Raw genomic sequence first — 18,834 nt, forward strand, 5'->3', positions numbered from 1 at the left:
CTGAACGGCCGCCGTCGTGCTCATGACGCCAGGTCGAGCATCAGGACTTCGCGCCGCACCCATTCGATGACGCGTTCCAGGCCTTCGTCGGTCTTGAGGTTCGTGAAGCAGAACGGCTTCTCGCCCCTGAATTCGCGGGAATCCCGTTCCATGACGGAGAGGTCCGCGCCGACGTGGGGCGCCAGGTCGGTCTTGTTGATGATGAAGAGGTCGGACTTGATCATGCCCTGGCCGGCCTTRCGCGGGATTTTCTCCCCCTGGGCCACGTCGATGATGTAGATGGAAAAGTCCACCAGCTCGGGACTGAACGTCGCGGAGAGGTTGTCGCCGCCGGATTCGACAAAGATCACCTGCAGGTCCGGGTGCCGTTTCTTCAGCTCCTCGATGGCCGCCGTGTTCATGGAGGTGTCCTCGCGGATGGCCGTGTGTGGGCAGCCGCCGGTTTCGACGCCGATRATCCGGTCCAGCGGMAGGATCCCGTTGGCGGCGAGGATCTTGGCGTCCTCGATCGTGTAGATGTCRTTGGTGATGGCCGCCATGGAGATGGCCCGGCTCATGTRGCGGGTGAGGCGCTCCACGAGCTGGGTYTTSCCGGCACCCACCGGGCCGCCGATGCCGATGATGATGGGCTCAGACATATWCTTCTCCAGACATATTTCTCGTCAGCATTTCTTGTAAAGTTCTGCTAGCTCATGAACATGCGGGCGCGCTGGCGTTCGTGCCGCATCTGCGAAATTTCGAGTCCGGGGCTGACGGCCCCAAAGTCGTCGGGCGTGAGGTGGCCGGCCCGCTCGGCGGCSGCAGCGACGCCGTCGGCCGCCTTCCGCAGCAGCCGCTGGCCGGCGTTCTGTCCCAGCGGAATGGCCCGGACCGCGTTCTGCGTCAGGGACGTGACCGTCGCGAACAAGTAGGCAACCAGGGCCTCGGGGAGCGGCGCATCCAGCGAGCGGGCGATCACGGCGAACGCGAGCGGCTGGTGCCCGGCAGCYCGGCCGGAAGCCACCAGCTCCCTGTATTCGGCCARTGCCGGGGACGGGAAGATCTCGGACCCGATCTCCAGCAGCCGTCCGCCCATCTTGATACTCGCCTCGCGCACTTGCCGGGGCAGCAGCTGGGCGCTCAACAACTCATCCAGCTCAGCAACAGCAGCGCCCTCATAGAGAAACCGAATGGCCAGGGCGTCCGAGTAAGTCAATTGCTGCGAAATGAACGCCGCCAACCAAACCCCAAAGCTCGCCTCATCCCGCACCAGCCCGCGCTCAATATAAGTCTCAAACCCAAGCGAGTGAGCAAAAGCCCCGGTAGGAAGCGCAGAATCGGTGAGCTGCTGCAAAGCGAGCTGGTATCCGTTCACTGAAGTGCCGCCCAGAGTGAGGAAGCAAAGCGATGCCCCGGTTTGGGGGCCGCGGCGTGGCGGGCACCGCGAAGCGGGCACGGCCCCCAAACCGGGGTGGCGCACCCAACCGCCGCCGCGGCTTTAACTGCGGAACTAGTGGCTGTGTTCAGCATGGCGGAAGGGGACGGGCATCACGCGCTTCTGGCGGTCGTAGGGCGCTCCGACGTGTTTGAGATAGTCCTCCACGGTGTGGTCGTACTGGCACACCATCACCTCGGCCCCGTACTCCGAAGCGGCGTCGAAGAACTGGGCCTGCAAATGCCGGTTGCCCAGGCTGTGCGCCACCACGCCCATCTCGTGGATGGAKCGCGGGGCGATCACCAGGACGTCGGTGGGCAGCACGGAGATCACGATCATGTTGCTCCCGGCCACGTGCAGGATGTCGCCGTCGCGCAGGTCTGAAGMAGCGGAGGGGAGCCTGATGCCYAGCTCTTTGCCGTGGTCGGTGGTGACGCGCTGGATGCGCTTGACCAGCTGGGCGCTGGGCAGCACCACCTTTTCCCGGTGGAGCCCGGCATACGGGTCCGGCCCGGGCGGAAGGTCGTGCGTGTTGCCGAGGACCTTTTCGATGATCATGTTCGTCTCCTCTGGATCCCTAGAAAAGGAAATAGCGCTGGGCCATGGGCAGCACGTCCGACGGTTCGCATGTGACGTCCTCGCCGTCGACGCTCACCTGATACGTTTCCGGGTCCACCTCAATGTYCGGGGTGGCGCCGTTGTATTTGAGGTCCGCCTTCGTGAGGTTTCGGATGCCGGACACCGGCCGGATGACCTTTTCCAGGCCGAGCTCGGCCGGGACCCCGGCGTCGATGGCKGCCTGRGAGAGGAAGGTGATGGAGGACTGCTGCAGGGCCTTGCCGTAGGYRGCGAACATCGGCCGCATGGTGCGCGGCTGGGGTGTGGGAATGGAGGCGTTGGCGTCGCCCATGAGGGCGTAGGCGATCTGGCCGCCCTTGAGCACCARCTCCGGCTTCACCCCGAAGAACGCCGGGTCCCAGAGCACCAGGTCGGCGAACTTYCCGACCTCCACCGAGCCGATCGAGTCCGCCATGCCCTGCGCGATGGCCGGGTTGATGGTGTATTTCGCCACGTACCGCTTGAGCCGGAAGTTATCGCTCTCCGCCCCCTGCCCGGCAGCGGCGCCGTGCACRCCSCGGTSGGGGTCTTTGAGCACACCGCGCTGTTTCTTCATTTTGTCCGCCACCTGCCAGGTGCGGATGATCACTTCGCCCACGCGGCCCATGGCCTGGGAGTCCGAGGACGTGATCGCGAAGATGCCCAGGTCCTGSAGGACGTCCTCGGCCGCRATGGTCTCGGCGCGGATCCGGGAGTCGGCGAACGCCACGTCCTCCGGRATGTCCGGRTTCAGGTGGTGGCAGACCATGAGCATGTCCAGGTGCTCTTCGATCGTGTTGCGCGTGTASGGCAGCGTGGGGTTGGTGGACGCCGGCAGSACGTTGGGCMRCCCGGCGATCTTGATGATGTCCGGCGCRTGCCCGCCGCCGGCRCCCTCGGTGTGGAAGGTGTGGAYCACGCGGCCGTCGATCGCGCGGATGGTGTCCTCCACGAAGCCGCACTCGTTCAGGGTGTCGGTGTGRATGGCCACCTGGACGTCGTATTCGTCCGCGACCTTCAGGGAGGTGTCGATCGAGGCCGTGGTGGATCCCCAGTCTTCGTGGACTTTCAGTCCGATCGCGCCGGCGCGGATCTGTTCGGCGAGCGGTTCGACGGCGGAGGCATGGCCCTTGCCRAAAAGGCCGATGTTAATAGGGAGTCCTTCGGCGGCCTGCAGCATCCGCTGGATGTGCCATTTGCCGGGGGTRACGGTGGTGGCCTTGGTGCCTTCGGCGGGGCCGGTGCCGCCGCCCACCATGGTGGTCACGCCGCTGCACAGGGCGGCGGTGACCTGGTCCGGGGAGATGAAGTGGATRTGGGAGTCCACCCCGCCGGCCGTCAGGATTTTCCGCTCRCCGGCAATGATCTCGGTGCTCGCGCCGATCACGATGTCCACGCCGTCGGTGATCTGCGGGTTGCCGGCCTTGCCGATCCGGAAGATGTGGCCGTCCCGGAGCGCGACGTCGGCCTTGTAGATGCCGGTGTAGTCMAGGACGACGACGTTGGTGATCACGGTGTCCGGKATGTCCTCCCCKCGGGTCAGCTGGCCGTTCTGGCCCATGCCGTCGCGGATCACTTTGCCGCCGCCGAACACCACTTCCTCGCCGTAGACGGTGAGGTCTTTCTCRATCTCGAGGAACAGATCGGTGTCGGCCAGGCGGATGGCGTCGCCCGTCGTCGGGCCGTAGAGGTCTGCGTATTGCCTGCGGGATAGCTCGAAACTCACTGCGCGTCACCTTTCCCTTCGGAAACACGGGGGTCGGAAACGTGTAGGTCGGAAACACGGCGTCCGGTCTCGCGGAGTCCGGTCTCGTTGAGTGGTCCGTTGACGGCGTTGCTGAGCCCGTACACTTCCCGACTGCCCGCGAGTTCTATCAGCCGAACGGTCCTGCTGTCCCCGGGTTCGAACCGTGCGGCGGTGCCGGCCGGGATGTCCAGGCGCCGGCCATAGGCGGTCTGCCGGTCAAAGTGCAGTGCCGGGTTCGCCTCGGCGAAGTGATAGTGCGAGCCCACCTGGACTGGGCGGTCACCCGTGTTGGTCACGGCGACCTCCACTGCCTCACGCCCGGCGTTGATCAGCAGCGGAGTGGCGCTGAGGACGTATTCTCCCGGAATCATCGAAACTCCCTAGCGGATGGGGTCGTGGACGGTGACGAGCTTGGTGCCGTCCGGGAAGGTGGCCTCGACCTGGACGTCGTGGATCATTTCCGGCACGCCCTCCATGACGTCGTCGCGGCCAAGGAGGGTGGTTCCGTAGCTCATGAGGTCCGCCACGGTCCGGCCATCCCGGGCGCCCTCGATCAGTTCGTAGCTGATGACGGCGACGGCCTCGGGGAAGTTCAGCTTCAGGCCGCGGGCCTGGCGACGGCGGGCGAGGTCCGCCGCGACCACGATCATGAGCTTTTCCTGCTCGCGGGGCAAGAGGTGCATGACGGAATCCCTTCAAGAACCGCACCGGCGGGCGGACCGCAGATGCCGCGGTGTGACCAGCGTAGGCCGCGGAGATTTCCTGCAGGTTTCCGGCGTCACATTTGTCGGCTTCTCGTGGCTGGCGGCGCTCAACTGAGCCGGCATCAGGACGCAGAAGGGCCACCGGAGCGTACCGCCCCGGTGGCCCGTTGACCTGCGCGCCTACCAGGTCGGCTGGTCGAACCGCTGACCTTCAGGCTTGGGGCCCATCAGGATGAAGACGAACACAATGATGGGACCGGCCAGAGGGATCAGAACCAGAAGGTACATCCAGCCGCTGTAGTTGGCGTCGTGGAGGCGCCGGACCGTCAGCGCCAGGGACGGAACGAGAACTGCCAGGAACCAGATGGCGGCCAGAACCAGCCCGACAACGTAACCTGGGCCCGGGACGCTCGTTCCGTCAGGACGTAGCGTTGCGCCGGCGGAGCCGCCGACAAGCATGATGACGTCCAAGACGAGCGAGATGATGCCGGCGACGAGCGTCCACCACCAGTATTCGCTCCGGCTSGCCCKGCCTGAGAACGTTGCGTAYTTCTTGAAGAACCTGGACACGGCCTCCGGCAGGGAGGCRCCGTACAGGGGTGCCCAGAGCGGCASCGGSCCGGACGCCGCGCCCGGGTACGCCGGCGCGCCGTACGGGTTKGACGCCCACCCCGGGTTCTGCCGGGGCTGCTCGCTCGGCCACTGCTGCCGGCCGGTGTCCTGCGGGAACTTATGCGGATCTGACATGTCGCTCTCTTTCAATGGACGGTTMTAGCGGCGTCGGTTGCGGCTGGATCGATGAACTGCMGGTCTTTACTGAACTGCGSGTCTYTACTGMACTGCGGGTCTCTACTGCTGCTTKCCTGRCTCTGCGGTGCCGGGGCAGGCCTGGGCGCGCTTGACCTGCCAGATAGCGGTTGTGYGCGATGGTTCTCCCCCATTTTCCGGGGCACCACAGGAGGCCCCGGGTGCCATGGTAGCGGCGATACGTCGCCTGCGGCAGGGGTGAGGAAGGATTGTTTTCGCAGGTCAGGGCATGAAAATAGGCGGCCAGGTTGCAACCGGGTCTGCTTCGAGTGGAAGAAAGCCGAAGACCGCTATCCCGTGATCCGCCACCGGGACTGGAATTCGGGGTGGTCCGCGTACGGCAGGGCCAGGGTGTGCAGGGACTGCGTGGTCCACTCAATGACGTCCGGCACCCAGCCGGCGTCGGCGGGCTCCTGGCTGACCAGGGCTGCCAGCACGGACTGGCGGGCGGATTCGATGATGCCGATGAGCTGGCGCTTGGCCTCACACTCGCGGAGCAGGCGGCGTTCATACCACTCCCCGGAGACGGCAAGCGTGGGGTCGCCGAGAAGTTTCAGTGCGGCAGCTTCGTCTTCTTTAATGCGTGCGGTCAAGAACTCGACGATGTCCACGAACCGAGCCTATGCGCGCCTGTGCTCACACGGCTATGCCTAGGGTTTCCCCTCTTTCGGGGACCCCGGCACCAACAGTGCTTGTTAGGGTGGATGAATGAAACGACGCCTCGCCACTCTTGCCGCTGCCGCCGCGTTGATCGCCCTGAGCGGCTGTGGCCAGGTGCAGGGCGCCGCCGAAAAGGCCGTCAACGACGGGGCATCCCAGGTTGCAGCGGCGGCCGGCAGTGAAGTGAAAAAACAGGCCTGCGCCCTCGTGAAGGACGGCCTCGTCAGCGTCAAGGACAAGGAACTGCTGGGCGGCCTGGTCGCCGGCGCGGAAACCGCCGGCACACCCGCTGAGATCACCACGCCACTGCGCCAGATTGCCGATTCCGGAGACCAGGTTCCGGCCGAATCCGTCAAGGCCCTTCAGGACGCCTGCGCCAAGTAGCGGCCGCGGCAACGGGGGAACGTCCGCGTATCCCCTAGCGTTTGCCTTTTTTCCGYGATCCCTTGCCACGGCCCTTGTCCGGGTTTGGCGCGTAACGCTGCGCCACCTTGGGCTTCTTGGTGGCAGATCCCGTGCCGCGCCGGTCCGGCTTGGGCTCCCGCTTGGGTTTCTCCTGCTGCGCCGAGGGCTGGCGGGAGCTCGCCGCGGTGCGCCCGCGGACAATCCCGATGAATTCCTCGATCACCTCGTCCGTGGCGTCGCTGGGCCAGGCCAGGGCGATCTCCGTGCCGGGCGCACCCGTGAGCTTCCGGGCCACAGTGTCCTTGACGTTGAAGTGCCGGGCCACGGACATCGGCAGGATCACCAGTCCGGCACCGGACGCCACCACCTGCAGGGCCATCGCAGGGCCGCCGAGCTCCTGCACGTCAAGGAARGTCTCCTTGGACAGATCCGCCARGTCCACTTCCTCGAACRCGGTGACCTCGTGCCCCTTGGGTACCACCACCACGGGCTGTTCCTCGTAGAGCGGGATGACGCTCAGGCCCTCGCGGTCCACGGGGAGCCGGACGAAGCTCAGGTCCGCCGAGCCGTCGCGGAGCACRGCGAGCTGCGCGCCGTCGTCGGACATGAARGAGTGCAGCGGCACGTCCGGCATACGTTCCTCCCAGCGCCGGATCCATTTTCCGGGGGTCACACCGGCAACGTACGCAAAGCGCAGCTCGCGGACCTCGGGCTCGGACGGTGTGGCGTTTTCGGGGGTTTCTTCTGCGGCGGACACACGTTCACAGTACCGCCACCGCCGTCGTACGGCTCTKTTGCACGRAGTCCGCATGGTGCCGGTGTGGTGCCTTGCGGCTTTGTRGCCGGATACCCTTGAACCATGACCTCTGCAAACTCCCAGTCCATGAAGCCGGCCACCGTTGCCAAGAAGCTTGGCATCTACCTGCCGGCGACACCCCAGGAGTTCCAGGATTCGGCCATCACCCGCGCTGACTTCGCCGAGCTCCAGGCCAACCCGCCGGAGTGGCTCGTGGAATTGCGCCGCAACGGCCCCCACCCGCGGCCCGTGGTGGCGCAGAAGCTCAACGTCTCCATCAGCGGCCTGGCCCGCGGCGGCGTTGAGGAAGCGCTGACGACGGCGGAAATCACCGCGCTGCTCCAGGCTCCCCCGGCCTGGCTGGTTACCGAGCGCTCCACCCACGCCGCCGTCCGCGCCGAGGCCCAGCGGGTCAAGGACGAGGCCGCCAAGAAGGACGCCAAGAAAGCCCGCRCCAAGGCCGAATAGCGGCACCCGGCTCCTTCCGGCAYCTATTTTCATCCCGCGGACKCAGGGCTATGCTCGCGGAATGAGTCGGGTCCGCCGGCCCGATCGCCTCTGTATCCCARTCCACCAGCCTCCGGCGGAGCACCGGGAAGGAACAGGCCATGGCCTACAAGATCGGGTATTTTGTCGGGAGCCTCTCCAGCACTTCCATCAACCGCACGCTGTCCAAGGCSCTGATCCGGCTKGCACCCSCGGAGCTGGAGTTCACGGAGATCCCCATCAAGGACCTGCCGTTGTACAGCCCGGATTTCGATGCAGCCTTTCCGCCCGAAGGTCAGGCCCTCAAGGACGCCGTTGCCGCMTCCGACGGCATCCTGTTCGTCTCCCCTGARTACAACCGCTCCATCCCGGGGGCGCTCAAGAACGCCATCGACTGGGGATCCCGGCCCTGGGGCACCAATTCCTTCGCSCGCAAGCCCACCGGGATCATCGGCGCTTCCCCCGGCGGCATMGGCACYGCCGTGATGCAGTCSTCGTTCCGGAGCGTGCTGAGCTTCCTTGATGCGCCGCAGCTCAATGCGCCGGAGGCCTACATCCGCTTCACCCCGGAGGTCTACGGCGAGGACRGCGAGGTCAAGGACGAGGCMACAGCCAAGTTGCTGGGCCACTACATGGACGAATATGCCTCCTTCGTCGCGCGCGTCCTGGCCGCCAACGCACCTGGCCACATCGGCGACGAGMACCCGGACAAGGACAAAGTAAACCGCTAGGCCCCGTGTCCGGTTTGGCGCCGGGTGCGGCCAGGCCCGGCCCGCGTCTAGTCCTGGTGCAGCTGCACGAAGTTCCCGCAGCCGTCATCCATCACCACGGACGTCCCGCCGGGCCCCTCGGACGGCTCGCYCTGGAACATCACGCCCCTGGCAGCCAACCGGTCATATTCGGCCCGCACGTCCGGCACGCCAAACACGATCGCCGGGATTCCGGCGTCGTGCAGTCCGTTCATGTACGCCGCCCCGAKCGGGTTGTCACTGGGCTCCAGCAGCAGCCCGGCGCCACCGGCGCCGCCTGGATCCTTGACGATGAAGAGGTTGTGCTCCGGCATCGCCATCAGGGTCTCGAAACCCAGGATGCCGGTATAGAACTCATGGGCCGAGGCGGGATCCTTGACGTGAATACTGCACATTTTCAGTCGCATGGCCCCTAGGCTACGCCGGGACGCTCCGTGACGGAACGTCCCGCGCGGGGCATTGACGGCCCCGCCGCAAGGGATTCCAATGGAACTAGCGGAACAGCGCCCGCCCGGGATGGTTCCGCCGGAGGTGTGCAATGACGTCGCTTTCAGACTCCGGAGCCCTTGCGGTCTGGCAGTTCCTCGCCCTCGCCGTCCTGGTCGTCGGGGCGGCGTTCATCTCGGTCTACTTCGCCCGCAAACACCTGGCGGCCCAAGACGGACCSTCAGAGGGCGCGGACGGCGCGTTTTGGGACGTGTTCGCCGGACTCGCCGTMGTTGTGCCCGCYATCGTCCTTGCATCCTTCACGTGGCCCTGGGCCGGTCTGGCGCTCGGAATGCTGGCCGGCGGCGCAGCCCTGGCGGCCCTGGCCGCTGCACCCCGGCTGCTCCGCCGGCAAAAAACCCGCCGTGCCAGCCGCGAGACCCAGCTCCTTAACGAGGCGGCGGCCGCACGGCACCGGAACGCCCTCGCCCGGTGGCAGCGCTACGAACTGGACCCGCGGTTCTCGATTGACTACCCCGCCATGAKCGATACCCGGCGCCCGGAAACTGCYGCGCTGATCCGGGCAATCAAGGCCGCCGAGCGTYTGGGCAGCYCAACGGACCGCCCGTGTTCGGATGYTGCCTACGCCCCGGCCGTGGACCGGCTGGAACAYGCCCTGGCTGAGGCTGAACGCGCGGCCGGCGTCAMCCCCGCAGCGCTGCCTGGCCMGGACCACGCGCACARCTGATTCCTTCAATTGTTGATCCGGCAGTTACCGGCCACCTCGGAAAGGTTCCATCATGACTGACATCACGATCATTGGCAGCGGCAACATGGCACGGGCAATCGGCACCCGTGCTGTCGCCGCCGGCCGCTCCGTCCAGGTGCTGAACCGGACACCGGATAATGCCGCCAAGCTCGCTGCTGACCTTGGCGGCAACACCACCTCCGGCGGYCTGAGTGAAGTTCCCGAGGGCGACATCGTGGTCCTGGCGCTCTACTTCGGACCTGCCAAGGAGGTTGCCACACATTTCGGCGATACGCTCAGCGGCAAGACGGTGGTGGAGATCAGCAACCCGATCGACACGGAGACCTTTGACTCGCTGGTGGTCGCCCCGGGAACGTCGGCGGCCGAAGAAATTGCGGCGCTGCTGCCAGGCGCACGGGTGGTGAAAGCCTTCAACACCACCTTCGCCGGCCCACTCGGCGCAGGGGCTGCCGGTGGCCTGCCAGTGGATGTCTTCATCGCCTCTGACTCCGAGGAGGCCCGCAACGACGTCGCCGCCTTCGCCGAAGCCGCCGRGCTGCGTCCGATCCAGGTGGGCGGGCTGCGCCACGCCCGTGAACTCGAGGGCTTCGAGCAGCTGGTCATGGCGTTGCAGGTCAACCCCGCATATCCAACCTTCAATTGGGGCACCAGCCTGAAAATCATCGACTAGGGCCCGCCTCAAAAACCGGCCGGACCCGTGCACCTCACTGGTGGCGGACGGTGACCGGCTCGTGTCCTGAGCTATCCGGGTTGCCGAACCAGGCCGGGGCGGTGCCGGCGAGACCCAAAACGCCAACGGCGATCGCCGCCACAACCGTGAGCGATCGGATGTGGGCTGATACCTGTGGGCCCCTGGACAGCTGGTCTTTGTCACGGAGCAGGGCGCCGGCAGCCAGCAGTGCGCCCAGTTCCAGGACCCCGGCAGCAATGTCGGCCAGACCGGCCGGTTCGGGGGTGCCGGCCGCCGGTCCGAACGGCAGTCCGACGGTCCGGGAGCACACCCACAGCACCAGCGGAACAATCGAGGCTCCCGCGACCGCCAGGAGCAGGGCGCGGTGCCGCCGGCCCAGCGACAGGAGGCCAAAGGCAAGCTGGGCCGCAGCGAGAATTGCGAAAAACATACCGGCGGCAGCCCACTCGCTGAGATGCTCCGGTATGACGGCGGTGTGGATGGCTGCGCTGCCGAACAGCGTTCCAGCCAGAAGAATCTGCCGGTGGTCCTTTCCCCACCGGGCAGTTCGCCCTCGGATGCTGCTGACGTCCAACCGGCCGCCCCGGATCGCCACCACCCAGCCCACGAGGACAAAATTGGTGACCAAGAGCATCCCGCTGCCATAGCCCACTGCTCGCACCTGGAGTCCGAGCGACGCCTGCTCCTGCAGCGCCACGCATCCGTCCTGCGGGCAAGTGTGGCTCATCGAGCCGATCAGCTGCAGCTGATCGGCTTGCAGCCGGTAGTCATAGGCGGAGCTGACGGTAATGAGCACAATGCCGACGCCGGTTCCGGCGGCGACTACCAGCAGCGCCGTCAGGACGGTGCTCCACTTGCGCGGCTCCGGCCCGAACAGGTGGAGCGCCAGCGCGAGGGCGCCAAGAACAGCGACGACGAAAACCGGCAGAACCAGGGTGGACTCACGCAGCCAGCTCACGAATGGCTCCTGGGTGCGTTCAATGGCACCCACGGCACCGCGCAGCGACATCATCCAGAAGCCGTCAGCATAGGCCATCACAACCGCGAGGGATGCGACCGTCAACCATGGAACGGCTGCCGGGCCAGGATTCAGGCCGCTGCGTTCAATGTGGGCGTCGGGGAACTTTGCCTTCTCGATCACCTCCCTCTGCTTCATGGCCGGATCTCCCAGCCGAACATCATGGAGTGGTCCTCATGCGCAAGGTTGTGGCAGTGCGCCACGTATGGCCCGACGAAGTCCCGGAATCCCCGGTAAAGGATCACCGACTCGTTCGGGTCAAGCGCCGCCAGATCTTCTTTCGAGACGTCGTCGGGGTGCCCGGCATCTGCCTTAACAGTGACGTCCTTGCCGTTGCGCATGACGGTGCGGTGTTCCTCCATATGCAAGTGGAAGGGGTGCACCCATCCGCCGCCGCCGTTGCGGATCTCCCAGAGGTTGAAGCTGTTCTTCTTCGGCGCGGCCAGCGGCGTCGCGCCAGCATTGTTTCTCAGGCTCGTCGCCACSGTCGTCGGGTCGAAGGGTTTGCCGTTGATGAGCCACTCGATCTCGCCGCCCAGGGCACCCCGCTTCACCTCGAAGATCAGGCGGTTATCCAACAGGTTCCGCCAGTTGCCCGGCAGCGGCGGAAGCGGRCGSAGAGGCGTCAGGGCCGCCGGCATCWGGCTGTCGTCCTGAGCGGWGTCGCCGATCACGAACTTCAGCAACGGCACCCTATAGGCCGGATCGGGGAAGAAGCGGGACGAGTTGGACCACATCCGCCCGTTGGGCATCTTCAAGACGTTGGTGAGGTAGACGACGTCGCCCTTGGTGGTCGGCGTGCCGTCCTGGTACCGCGTGAAATCGATGATGACCTCGCGCCGCTTGGCCGGCCACAGCTCGAACGAGTCCCGCTTGATGGGGAACGGCAKGAGCCCGCCGTCTGAGGCGATCTGGGTGAACTGCATGCACTGCTGGGCGTCAGGGATGCGGTACTGGCCCTCCAGCTCGTCATCGACAAAGCCGAGCGACGCCGAGGACTTGGGGCCCTGCGTCGAGCTCATCAGCTTGAATTCATAGATCCTCGAGACCGAGGCGTCCAGGAACCGGAAGCGGTACTTGCGCCGCTTGACCTCCAGCAYCGGGAAGGCCGTCCCGTTGACCGCGCAGATRTCGCCCACGAAGCCGTGGTTGGGGAAGTGCTTGTAGAACGTCTTGCCCCACCACTCGGGATGCTTGGCTGGGTTCTTCGCGGCCGGGAACTCGCCCTGCACGTCGTGGATGTCCTTGTGCACCGTGTCACCGTCATCAAGGCGCAGATCGGAGAAGGCCAGCGGGATGTCGTACCTGACGTCGAAGGAGCCATCCGAGTTGTCCTTGCGGACGCCGGGCAGCCGGAGGCCCCGCCGCTCGTCTCCCATGTCCAGGCCGTTCTTCGGGTCGTAGATGGGGTAGAGGCCCATCAGGCCCTTGTAGACGTTCGAGCCGGTGTGGTCCATCGTGTGGTCGTGGAACCAGAAGAAACTCTGCTTCTCCCGGTCGTCTCCGCCGGCCGGCCAGTTCAGGTACAGGTTGTCGACGAACATCTGCGGCCTGAAGCCCGGATGTTTGGGSCCGGCCACCATCGAGTAGTGCGGGTTGCCGTCGCTCTCGGGCGCGGTGTGACCGTTGTGCAGGTGGGTCAGGAAGGACCAGTCCGGGGAGCCAAAATCCTGGCGGTCGAGGTGGAGCGGGTTCTCGTCCAGATGGTTTTCGAAGCGGATGAGCGCCGGCTTGCCGTACTCGGCGTTGATCATCGGTCCGGGGAGSGTGCCGTTGAAACCGTAGATWGTGCTCGGCGGCAATGTSCGTTTMGTSCCGGCCGCGTAGGTCTTGCCGGATGAGTCGTACGAGACTGTCGGCWGTCCTTCCGAGTCGATCGGCAGCACTTGGGACTTGGTGAAGGAGTGGGTCCGAAGCAGTAGRTCGATCTTGTAGACGATGGGATCCGGRKAGCCGATCTGGCTTGGCCAGATCTGGTGCCGTTCGTTGAGCAGCGARTTYTGCTGCCCGGGTCCTGGCCCCGGCGGCTTCGGCCAGGCGCTGTACACCGACCTCGGCACCGGGGSGAGCGCCCTCGGGATGGGCAGCTGGTCGCGGAACGGCTCCAGGATCAGCGGGCTCGTCGGGAACTTTTCGATGTAGAACAACGCGTCACTGAGCGCTGCYGACGTCGCGGCGAACGCGCCGTCGGCCGTGAGCAGGCCCCGCTGCGCGAGAAACGGCACGCCCAAGCCCTTCGCGGCAACCAGGGCGGCGCCGGCGCCCCCGGCCGCCCCCAACCTCAATARGGTTCGGCGGGACACCCYGCCTGCCTCYTCATCCTTATCCATCACGAGTCCCCGTCCCCTTCGTATGGGGACGTATGGCCGCCCTGAGGCCTGCGGACGCCATCCCGTGCGCATCGTTGCGTGAAATGAAGAGTGATCACGAGGAAACTCCCTACCCTGCGGGCTCAGCTTCGCTTGGCCCTCMGCCGCTGACCCCCTCACTATGCGTCGCAGACCTTTGGAATCACTTGATCGGCTGGAACCTGCCTCCAACGCAGGAAGGTCCCCCTCCGGCCAGCCGTTTGGTAAGTGGGCTCACTTTCCAAACGGCTGCCGGACGGGGACCTCCCGGACCCGGCCGCGGATCAGATCCCGCGGGAGAGGACCTTGCCCTTGAAGAACTCGGGGCGGACCCTGGCCATGACCAGCATGAGCACCACGCCCAGCAGGATGACGCCCATGCCCAGGATGAAGACCAGGCCCACGCCACCGATTGACGAACCGGAACCGTACGCGGGATCCATGGAGTCATAGGCGGTCTTGACGAACATGACCAGCAGGATGACKCCGCCCAGGAGAGGTGCAAGGAACTTGAAGAAGAACGCCTTCGCCCCGCTGAACGCCTCGGCGCGGAAGAACCARACACAGGCCAACGCGGTGATGCCGTAGTAGAAGCAGATCATCATGCCCAGGGCCGTRATGGTGTCCCACAGMGCGTTTTCCGACGTCGTGCGGGTAATGACATAGAACGCTGCTGCTGCCGCAGCCGAGGCGATCGTCGCATAACTCGGCGACTTGTACGTGGGGCTGATCCGGCCGAACTTTTTCGGCAGGSCCTTGTAGTGGCCCATGGACAGCAGSGTGCGCGCCGGMGAGACGAACGTGGACTGCAGCGACGCGGCGGAGCTGCTCAGGATGGCCAGCGACATCAGGATGGCGAAGGGGCCCATCACCGGCCCCGCGAGGACCGCGAAGATGCTGCCCTGGTTCTCCGGGTTGCCGGCACCCAGGCCGGTATCGCCGACGCCGGCGAAGGACAGTGTGGCCAGGGCAACGGTCATGTAAATGATCACGATGACCAGCACGGTGACTGTGGCGGCACGGCCCGGGGTCTTCTCCGGATTCTTGGTCTCCTCGTTCATGGTCAGCGTGACGTCCCAGCCCCAGTAAATGAAGATGGACAGCGAAACGCCGGCGGCAAAAGCGGAGAAGGATCCCACCGCGAAGGGGTTGAACCAGTCCGGGGCGATGGCAGTCGCGTCAAAGGCCGTTCCGTTGGCCACGTGGCTGAACGCCGCCACGGAGAACCAGCCAAGGACCAGCAGCTGGAATCCCACCAGCACGTACTGGACGCTCTTGGTGGTTTCCATGCCGCGGTAGGAGATCCAGCACGCGAGGGCAATGAAGACCAGCGTGGTGGCGATATTCACCGGCAGGTTCGTGGTGAGGTCGGCGAGGTCCGGGTTRCCMGTGAGCTGCGCCAGCATGAGGTAGAAGAAATCCACCGCGACGGCCGCCAGGTTTGAGAGCACGATAATGGTCGCAGCAATCAGGCCCCACCCGCCCATCCAGCCGATCCAAGGGCCAAAGGCCCGGGTGGACCAGGTGAAGGAGGTGCCGGCGTCGGGCATGGCGTTGTTCAGTTCGCGGTAGCCGAGCGCCACCAGCARCATGGGGACAAAGCCCACCAGGAAGATCGCGGGCAGGTGCACGCCGACCTCGGCCACTGTGGGGCCCAGTGCCGCCGTGAGCGTGTACGCCGGGGCGATACAGGAAATGCCGATGACGACGGCGCCAATCAGGCCCACCGATCCGGCCTTCAGGCCCTTCTCRCTGAGCCCGTGCTGGTCGTGCTTCTGGTCGTGCTGCTGTCCGGGYTGCGATGCCTTGGACATCGCGGGTTCGGTACTCATTTTTCTGCCTCTCGGGGGACGTCATTCGACGCTGAATGGTTGAGCCGCTTGAGTTCATAGTCGCTGGGCACCACGATCATCGGCACGGGCAGGGCGCGAAGGATGCGGTTGGCCGTRCTGCCGAGGAAGATGGACCGGCCCTTGGCAAGCCGGCTGGAACCAATCARCAGGACCTCGCCGTCTTCCCAGCTCAGACGGTCTACAGCTTCCTCGATGCTGCGACCGTGCGCGACGACGACTTCCGTCTTCGCCTCCTCCYGGACCTCCTGTTCGYCSYCGGGMAGGGCGGCGGCCAGGCGTTTCGCCGCGTACTCGCGGGCCGCCTCGGCGGTACCGGCCGCATCGGCCKCATCGCCGCCGTCGAGCGCCAGAAGCGACACCACGCGCAGCGGCACGTCCCGGTTCGACGCCATGCCCAGKGCGAAATCGAGCAGCTTTTCGGCGCCCGCCCGGGTTCCGAGTCCGCAGCTGATCCGGGTCAGGGCCTCCTGGCGGTGGTAGCCGTGCGGTGCCAGGGCCACAGGAACGGTCGAGGCGTGGAGCAACGCGCTGGCCACCGACCCGATGGTGAAGCGTTTGAAGATCCCGTTGCTGGTTGCGCCGATGATGAGCATGTCCGCGCCCAGTTCCTCGGCCGCCTCGATCAGTGCGTGCGCGTCGGAATCATGGCCGCGGACGTGCGCCTGCGCCGGGACACCGGGCGGAACCAGCGCCAGCGCCTGGTCGAGCCACTCCTGGGCCTGCTCATTGAGCAGATTTTCGAAGCCAGCCTTCGGTGCGAGGGCGTGCCCGGAGTGCTGCACTTCGGGCACCACCAGCACAAGGTCCAGGCTCGCTCCRCGTCCGAGCGCCAGGGAGACGGCCAGATTGACCGCATCGTGGCCCCTGGCATTGGCTGAGTACCCCACTACGTAACGCATCTGGCCGCTCTCCTAACTGAATTGACGTGAATTGYTGGGAYTTCTACGCCCGCGACGCGACGGACGCACGATCCGCGGCGGCGACGATCCGTGCTGCCGTGGCCTGTCCCATCCGGACGGCGCCGTCGACATGCTGGTAGCCCTCGGCCGCGAGATCGGAGCAAGACCAGTAGATGGGCCCGACCGGCTTCAGCTGGTCCTTCCCGTACCGGTGCAGCCCGCCAAGGTCGTAGCTGGCGGCGTAGGCTCCGCGGGTCCAYTCCTCSGARCCCCAGTCGGACTCGTAGTAGACCTCGGGATCCAGGGCTTTTTCGCCGAGGAAGGACGCAATCGATTCGAGGATGGCCCGGCGGCGGTCCTCTGCGCTGAGCTCGAACATAGCGTCGGCCTTTTCATCCGAGACGAAGCCCACCAGCGTGCCGCGGGGGTCCTCGTAGTTCGTGTTGTCGTAAACCTCCTGGACAATGGCGCCGGCGCCGAAGCCGGTACCTGAAAGTCCATCCTCCCGCCAGAAAGGCGTGCTGTATACGGCGTGGACCTTGATGACCAGGCCAAGGGACTGGTGCTGGTGCATCTGGTGCTGGCGGCGGGGCAGCGGCGGGTTGAACGACACCCGGGAGTAGAGGTTCGGCGGCACGGCCATGATGACGAAGCGGGCGTTCACGGTGGCCCGTTCGGAGACTGCCGTGACGCGGTATCCCCCGCTCGCGTCCTCGGCCCAGTTGATGGTGCGGACCGGGCTGTCCAGGACGACGTCCTCGCCCAGTTCCGCGGCCTGCAGCAGCGAAACCTGCTGCATCCCGCCGACAACCCGCTTGTCGAGGATGAAGTCCTCATCCGTGAGATTGCTGAAGGATCCGGCGGAGGCAGCCATCAGGACGGCCTGCAAGGCGGAGAATGCGTGGGCGGGCTTGGTCAGCATGCCGCCGGCGATGAAGAGGCCGATGTTGTTGCAGGCTTGCTCGTCCGTTGAGTTCTGCCGCAGCCAGTGGTGGAAGGAAATGGTGTCCAGCTCGCGGGCCTTGGGGTGCGCCCACGGCTCCTCGGGGCCGATCTCCGCGGCCAGGGAATCGAGCAGGGCCGTGAGYTTGTCCATTTCGGCSGCGGTGGTTTCGCTGACGGGGAAGGTGTCGCCGGTGTACAAGGTGCGCTTGCCGTCTGCGCCGATGAAGACGGATTCGCCGTCGCGGTAGCGGGAATAGGTCTGCAGCCCGAGGTCTTTGAGGAGTCCCAGGAGCGCCGTCTGGTCCGGGGAGACCCACTGTCCGCCGATTTCGAGCATGGCCCCGTCRATCGTGTCGGTCCAGGTCCGGCCGCCCACGCGGTCCCGTGCCTCGAGGACCGCCACGCTCAGCCCTGCCTTCTTCAGCTCGCGGGCTGCGGTCAGTCCCGAAGGCCCGGCCCCTACGATTACGACGTCGCGTTCAAGTTCCAGCATGATGTCCTCCCTGTGGCCGCTGGAGTGATGCGGACCACTAAATGAATGTCGTTCATTTAGAATGATAGACCTTCCGTCCGCTTCGGGGAAGACCCCTGYCCAGGGAAWTTGGCCCGTAAAGTAGGGGCAGAATGGGATGACCCAGAAACCGCCCGCAGAGTTAGTAGGAAGTCCGGAATGACGGCATCAACCAGCGTCCCCGCCGGCCCGCACAGCCCGGCAGACCAGCACAGCCCCGCCGCCGGGCCGCGCCGCCGCGTGGGCAGGCCCGCCGCAGCCGTGCTGGACCAGGACGGCATCACCGCGGCCGCGCTGCAGCTGATCGGCAAGAGCGGCTACGACGGCTTCACCATGGCTGCGCTGGCGCGGACCCTGAACGTGGCGCCGTCGGCGCTGTACAACCACGTCTCCTCCAAGCGGGACGTCCTGGTCCTCGTCCAGGACCACTTGACCTCGTTCGTGGACGTCACCGCCTTCGAAAACGGGCCCTGGGAGCAGGCCGTGAGGGACTGGGCCTGGAGCTACCGCGATGTGTTCTCCAAGCACACGCCGCTGATCCCCGTCATCGCCGTCCTCCCSGTGGCGGATGCGCCGAAGACCCTGGCCATGTACGAGACTGTCAGCGCYGGCTTCAGCCGYGCGGGTTTTCCCCAGGAGCGCATCGTCCCGGCCATCGTGGCGTTCGAATCCTTCATCTTTGGCTCCGCCTACGACGTCACGGCGCCGCCGGACATCTTTGATTCCGGCAGCATGGCGTCGTCGACCCCCAATTTCACCTCCGCCGTCAACCGCCTGGCCGAGGACAGCCATGAAAAACCGGCCGACGTCGCCTTCAGCCTGGGACTGGAGGCACTCCTGGCCGGGCTGGGTGCGCTGCGGGTGCCCTGACGGGCGGGGTTAGTTTGCCGGACAGTCTCCCGGGTTGGCASTCAGCCCAGCGGMGTGTGTCCAGCGGACAAAAGTGAAGGGAGAGGGCCRAAGCCCTCTCCCTTCACCGGTCGGTCCCTCAGCCGAYGTGGATGCCGGG

The 18,834-nt window shown here is 65.9% G+C and carries 21 protein-coding genes; 6 read left to right on the forward strand and 15 right to left on the reverse strand.

Translation table 11 applies throughout. The features are described from left to right. Nucleotides 1-20: 20 nt before the first annotated feature. The 8 genes from ureG to AC1DEY_RS10065 all read right to left on the reverse strand — a co-directional run bounded on the left by ureG (nucleotide 21) and on the right by AC1DEY_RS10065 (nucleotide 5,880). Nucleotides 21-638 (reverse strand): urease accessory protein UreG, encoded by a 618-nt coding sequence (gene ureG, locus AC1DEY_RS10030; RefSeq protein ID WP_476867808.1) that lies wholly within the window; start codon nucleotides 636-638, stop codon nucleotides 21-23. Between the two features lie 47 nt (nucleotides 639-685). Beyond that, complete coding sequence (locus AC1DEY_RS10035; protein WP_476867809.1) at nucleotides 686-1,354, reverse strand: urease accessory protein UreF; 669 nt, start codon at nucleotides 1,352-1,354, stop codon at nucleotides 686-688. Nucleotides 1,355-1,489: 135 nt separating this feature from the next. Beyond that, nucleotides 1,490-1,972 carry an urease accessory protein UreE gene (ureE, locus tag AC1DEY_RS10040; protein ID WP_476867810.1) on the reverse strand — a complete coding sequence of 161 codons (483 nt, stop codon included), beginning with the start codon at nucleotides 1,970-1,972 and terminating at the stop codon, nucleotides 1,490-1,492. A gap of 19 nt (nucleotides 1,973-1,991) precedes the next feature. After that, nucleotides 1,992-3,737, reverse strand: coding sequence for an urease subunit alpha (gene ureC, locus AC1DEY_RS10045; protein WP_476867811.1), 1,746 nt, complete (start codon nucleotides 3,735-3,737; stop codon nucleotides 1,992-1,994). Next, the gene (locus tag AC1DEY_RS10050; protein WP_476867812.1) at nucleotides 3,734-4,129 is read right to left on the reverse strand and encodes an urease subunit beta; all 396 of its coding nucleotides are present in this window, start codon (nucleotides 4,127-4,129) and stop codon (nucleotides 3,734-3,736) included. The genes ureC and AC1DEY_RS10050 overlap by 4 nt, the downstream gene beginning before the upstream one ends. Nucleotides 4,130-4,138: 9 nt before the next feature. Then, the gene (locus tag AC1DEY_RS10055; protein ID WP_476867813.1) at nucleotides 4,139-4,441 is read right to left on the reverse strand and encodes an urease subunit gamma; all 303 of its coding nucleotides are present in this window, start codon (nucleotides 4,439-4,441) and stop codon (nucleotides 4,139-4,141) included. 201 nt (nucleotides 4,442-4,642) lie between these two features. Next, entirely contained in the window at nucleotides 4,643-5,209 is a 567-nt protein-coding gene (locus tag AC1DEY_RS10060; RefSeq protein WP_476867814.1) for a DUF805 domain-containing protein, read from the reverse strand. Nucleotides 5,210-5,559: 350 nt separating this feature from the next. Then, nucleotides 5,560-5,880 carry a DUF6221 family protein gene (locus AC1DEY_RS10065; RefSeq protein WP_476867815.1) on the reverse strand — a complete coding sequence of 107 codons (321 nt, stop codon included), beginning with the start codon at nucleotides 5,878-5,880 and terminating at the stop codon, nucleotides 5,560-5,562. Nucleotides 5,881-5,977: 97 nt separating this feature from the next. Here AC1DEY_RS10065 and AC1DEY_RS10070 point away from each other — a divergent pair, with 97 nt between their 5' ends. Next, nucleotides 5,978-6,313 (forward strand): hypothetical protein, encoded by a 336-nt coding sequence (locus AC1DEY_RS10070; protein ID WP_476867816.1) that lies wholly within the window; start codon nucleotides 5,978-5,980, stop codon nucleotides 6,311-6,313. Nucleotides 6,314-6,347: 34 nt separating this feature from the next. On the opposite strand, the gene AC1DEY_RS10075 is transcribed toward AC1DEY_RS10070, so the two are convergent. Then, the gene (locus AC1DEY_RS10075) at nucleotides 6,348-7,091 is read right to left on the reverse strand and encodes a LysR family substrate-binding domain-containing protein (RefSeq protein WP_476867817.1); all 744 of its coding nucleotides are present in this window, start codon (nucleotides 7,089-7,091) and stop codon (nucleotides 6,348-6,350) included. Nucleotides 7,092-7,193: 102 nt separating this feature from the next. Here AC1DEY_RS10075 and AC1DEY_RS10080 point away from each other — a divergent pair, with 102 nt between their 5' ends. Together AC1DEY_RS10080 and AC1DEY_RS10085 are read left to right on the forward strand one after the other, a co-directional pair. Then, the gene (locus AC1DEY_RS10080) at nucleotides 7,194-7,598 is read left to right on the forward strand and encodes a DUF5997 family protein (protein ID WP_476867818.1); all 405 of its coding nucleotides are present in this window, start codon (nucleotides 7,194-7,196) and stop codon (nucleotides 7,596-7,598) included. Between the two features lie 140 nt (nucleotides 7,599-7,738). Next, nucleotides 7,739-8,347, forward strand: a complete 609-nt coding sequence (locus AC1DEY_RS10085; protein WP_476867819.1) for an NADPH-dependent FMN reductase — start codon at nucleotides 7,739-7,741, stop codon at nucleotides 8,345-8,347. 47 nt (nucleotides 8,348-8,394) lie between these two features. Here the strand turns inward: AC1DEY_RS10085 and AC1DEY_RS10090 are convergent, their stop codons facing one another. Continuing rightward, a complete protein-coding gene (locus tag AC1DEY_RS10090) occupies nucleotides 8,395-8,772 on the reverse strand; it encodes a VOC family protein (RefSeq protein ID WP_476867820.1) in 378 nt (125 codons plus the stop codon). Between the two features lie 131 nt (nucleotides 8,773-8,903). Between AC1DEY_RS10090 and AC1DEY_RS10095 the strand changes: the two genes are divergently transcribed. Then, nucleotides 8,904-9,539, forward strand: coding sequence for a hypothetical protein (locus tag AC1DEY_RS10095; RefSeq protein WP_476867821.1), 636 nt, complete (start codon nucleotides 8,904-8,906; stop codon nucleotides 9,537-9,539). A gap of 52 nt (nucleotides 9,540-9,591) precedes the next feature. Continuing rightward, nucleotides 9,592-10,230 carry an NADPH-dependent F420 reductase gene (locus tag AC1DEY_RS10100; protein WP_476867822.1) on the forward strand — a complete coding sequence of 213 codons (639 nt, stop codon included), beginning with the start codon at nucleotides 9,592-9,594 and terminating at the stop codon, nucleotides 10,228-10,230. Between the two features lie 34 nt (nucleotides 10,231-10,264). Here AC1DEY_RS10100 and AC1DEY_RS10105 read toward each other — a convergent pair whose 3' ends face one another. The 5 genes from AC1DEY_RS10105 to AC1DEY_RS10125 all read right to left on the reverse strand — a co-directional run bounded on the left by AC1DEY_RS10105 (nucleotide 10,265) and on the right by AC1DEY_RS10125 (nucleotide 17,807). Further along, nucleotides 10,265-11,407, reverse strand: a complete 1,143-nt coding sequence (locus tag AC1DEY_RS10105) for a hypothetical protein (RefSeq protein WP_476867823.1) — start codon at nucleotides 11,405-11,407, stop codon at nucleotides 10,265-10,267. Continuing rightward, complete coding sequence (locus AC1DEY_RS10110; protein WP_476867824.1) at nucleotides 11,404-13,572, reverse strand: multicopper oxidase family protein; 2,169 nt, start codon at nucleotides 13,570-13,572, stop codon at nucleotides 11,404-11,406. Before AC1DEY_RS10110 ends, AC1DEY_RS10105 begins: the two co-directional genes overlap by 4 nt. 329 nt (nucleotides 13,573-13,901) lie before the next feature. Then, entirely contained in the window at nucleotides 13,902-15,431 is a 1,530-nt protein-coding gene (locus AC1DEY_RS10115; protein ID WP_476867900.1) for an APC family permease, read from the reverse strand. Nucleotides 15,432-15,445: 14 nt separating this feature from the next. Further along, nucleotides 15,446-16,369: a universal stress protein gene (locus tag AC1DEY_RS10120; RefSeq protein ID WP_476867825.1), complete on the reverse strand. Its 924-nt coding sequence runs from the start codon at nucleotides 16,367-16,369 to the stop codon at nucleotides 15,446-15,448. Between the two features lie 43 nt (nucleotides 16,370-16,412). Next, entirely contained in the window at nucleotides 16,413-17,807 is a 1,395-nt protein-coding gene (locus AC1DEY_RS10125; protein WP_476867826.1) for a flavin monoamine oxidase family protein, read from the reverse strand. A gap of 177 nt (nucleotides 17,808-17,984) precedes the next feature. Between AC1DEY_RS10125 and AC1DEY_RS10130 the strand changes: the two genes are divergently transcribed. Beyond that, nucleotides 17,985-18,695: a TetR/AcrR family transcriptional regulator gene (locus AC1DEY_RS10130; RefSeq protein WP_476867827.1), complete on the forward strand. Its 711-nt coding sequence runs from the start codon at nucleotides 17,985-17,987 to the stop codon at nucleotides 18,693-18,695. The last annotated feature ends 139 nt before the right edge of the window (nucleotides 18,696-18,834 follow it).

It is taken from the genome of Arthrobacter sp. 05T47 (assembly GCF_056395825.1).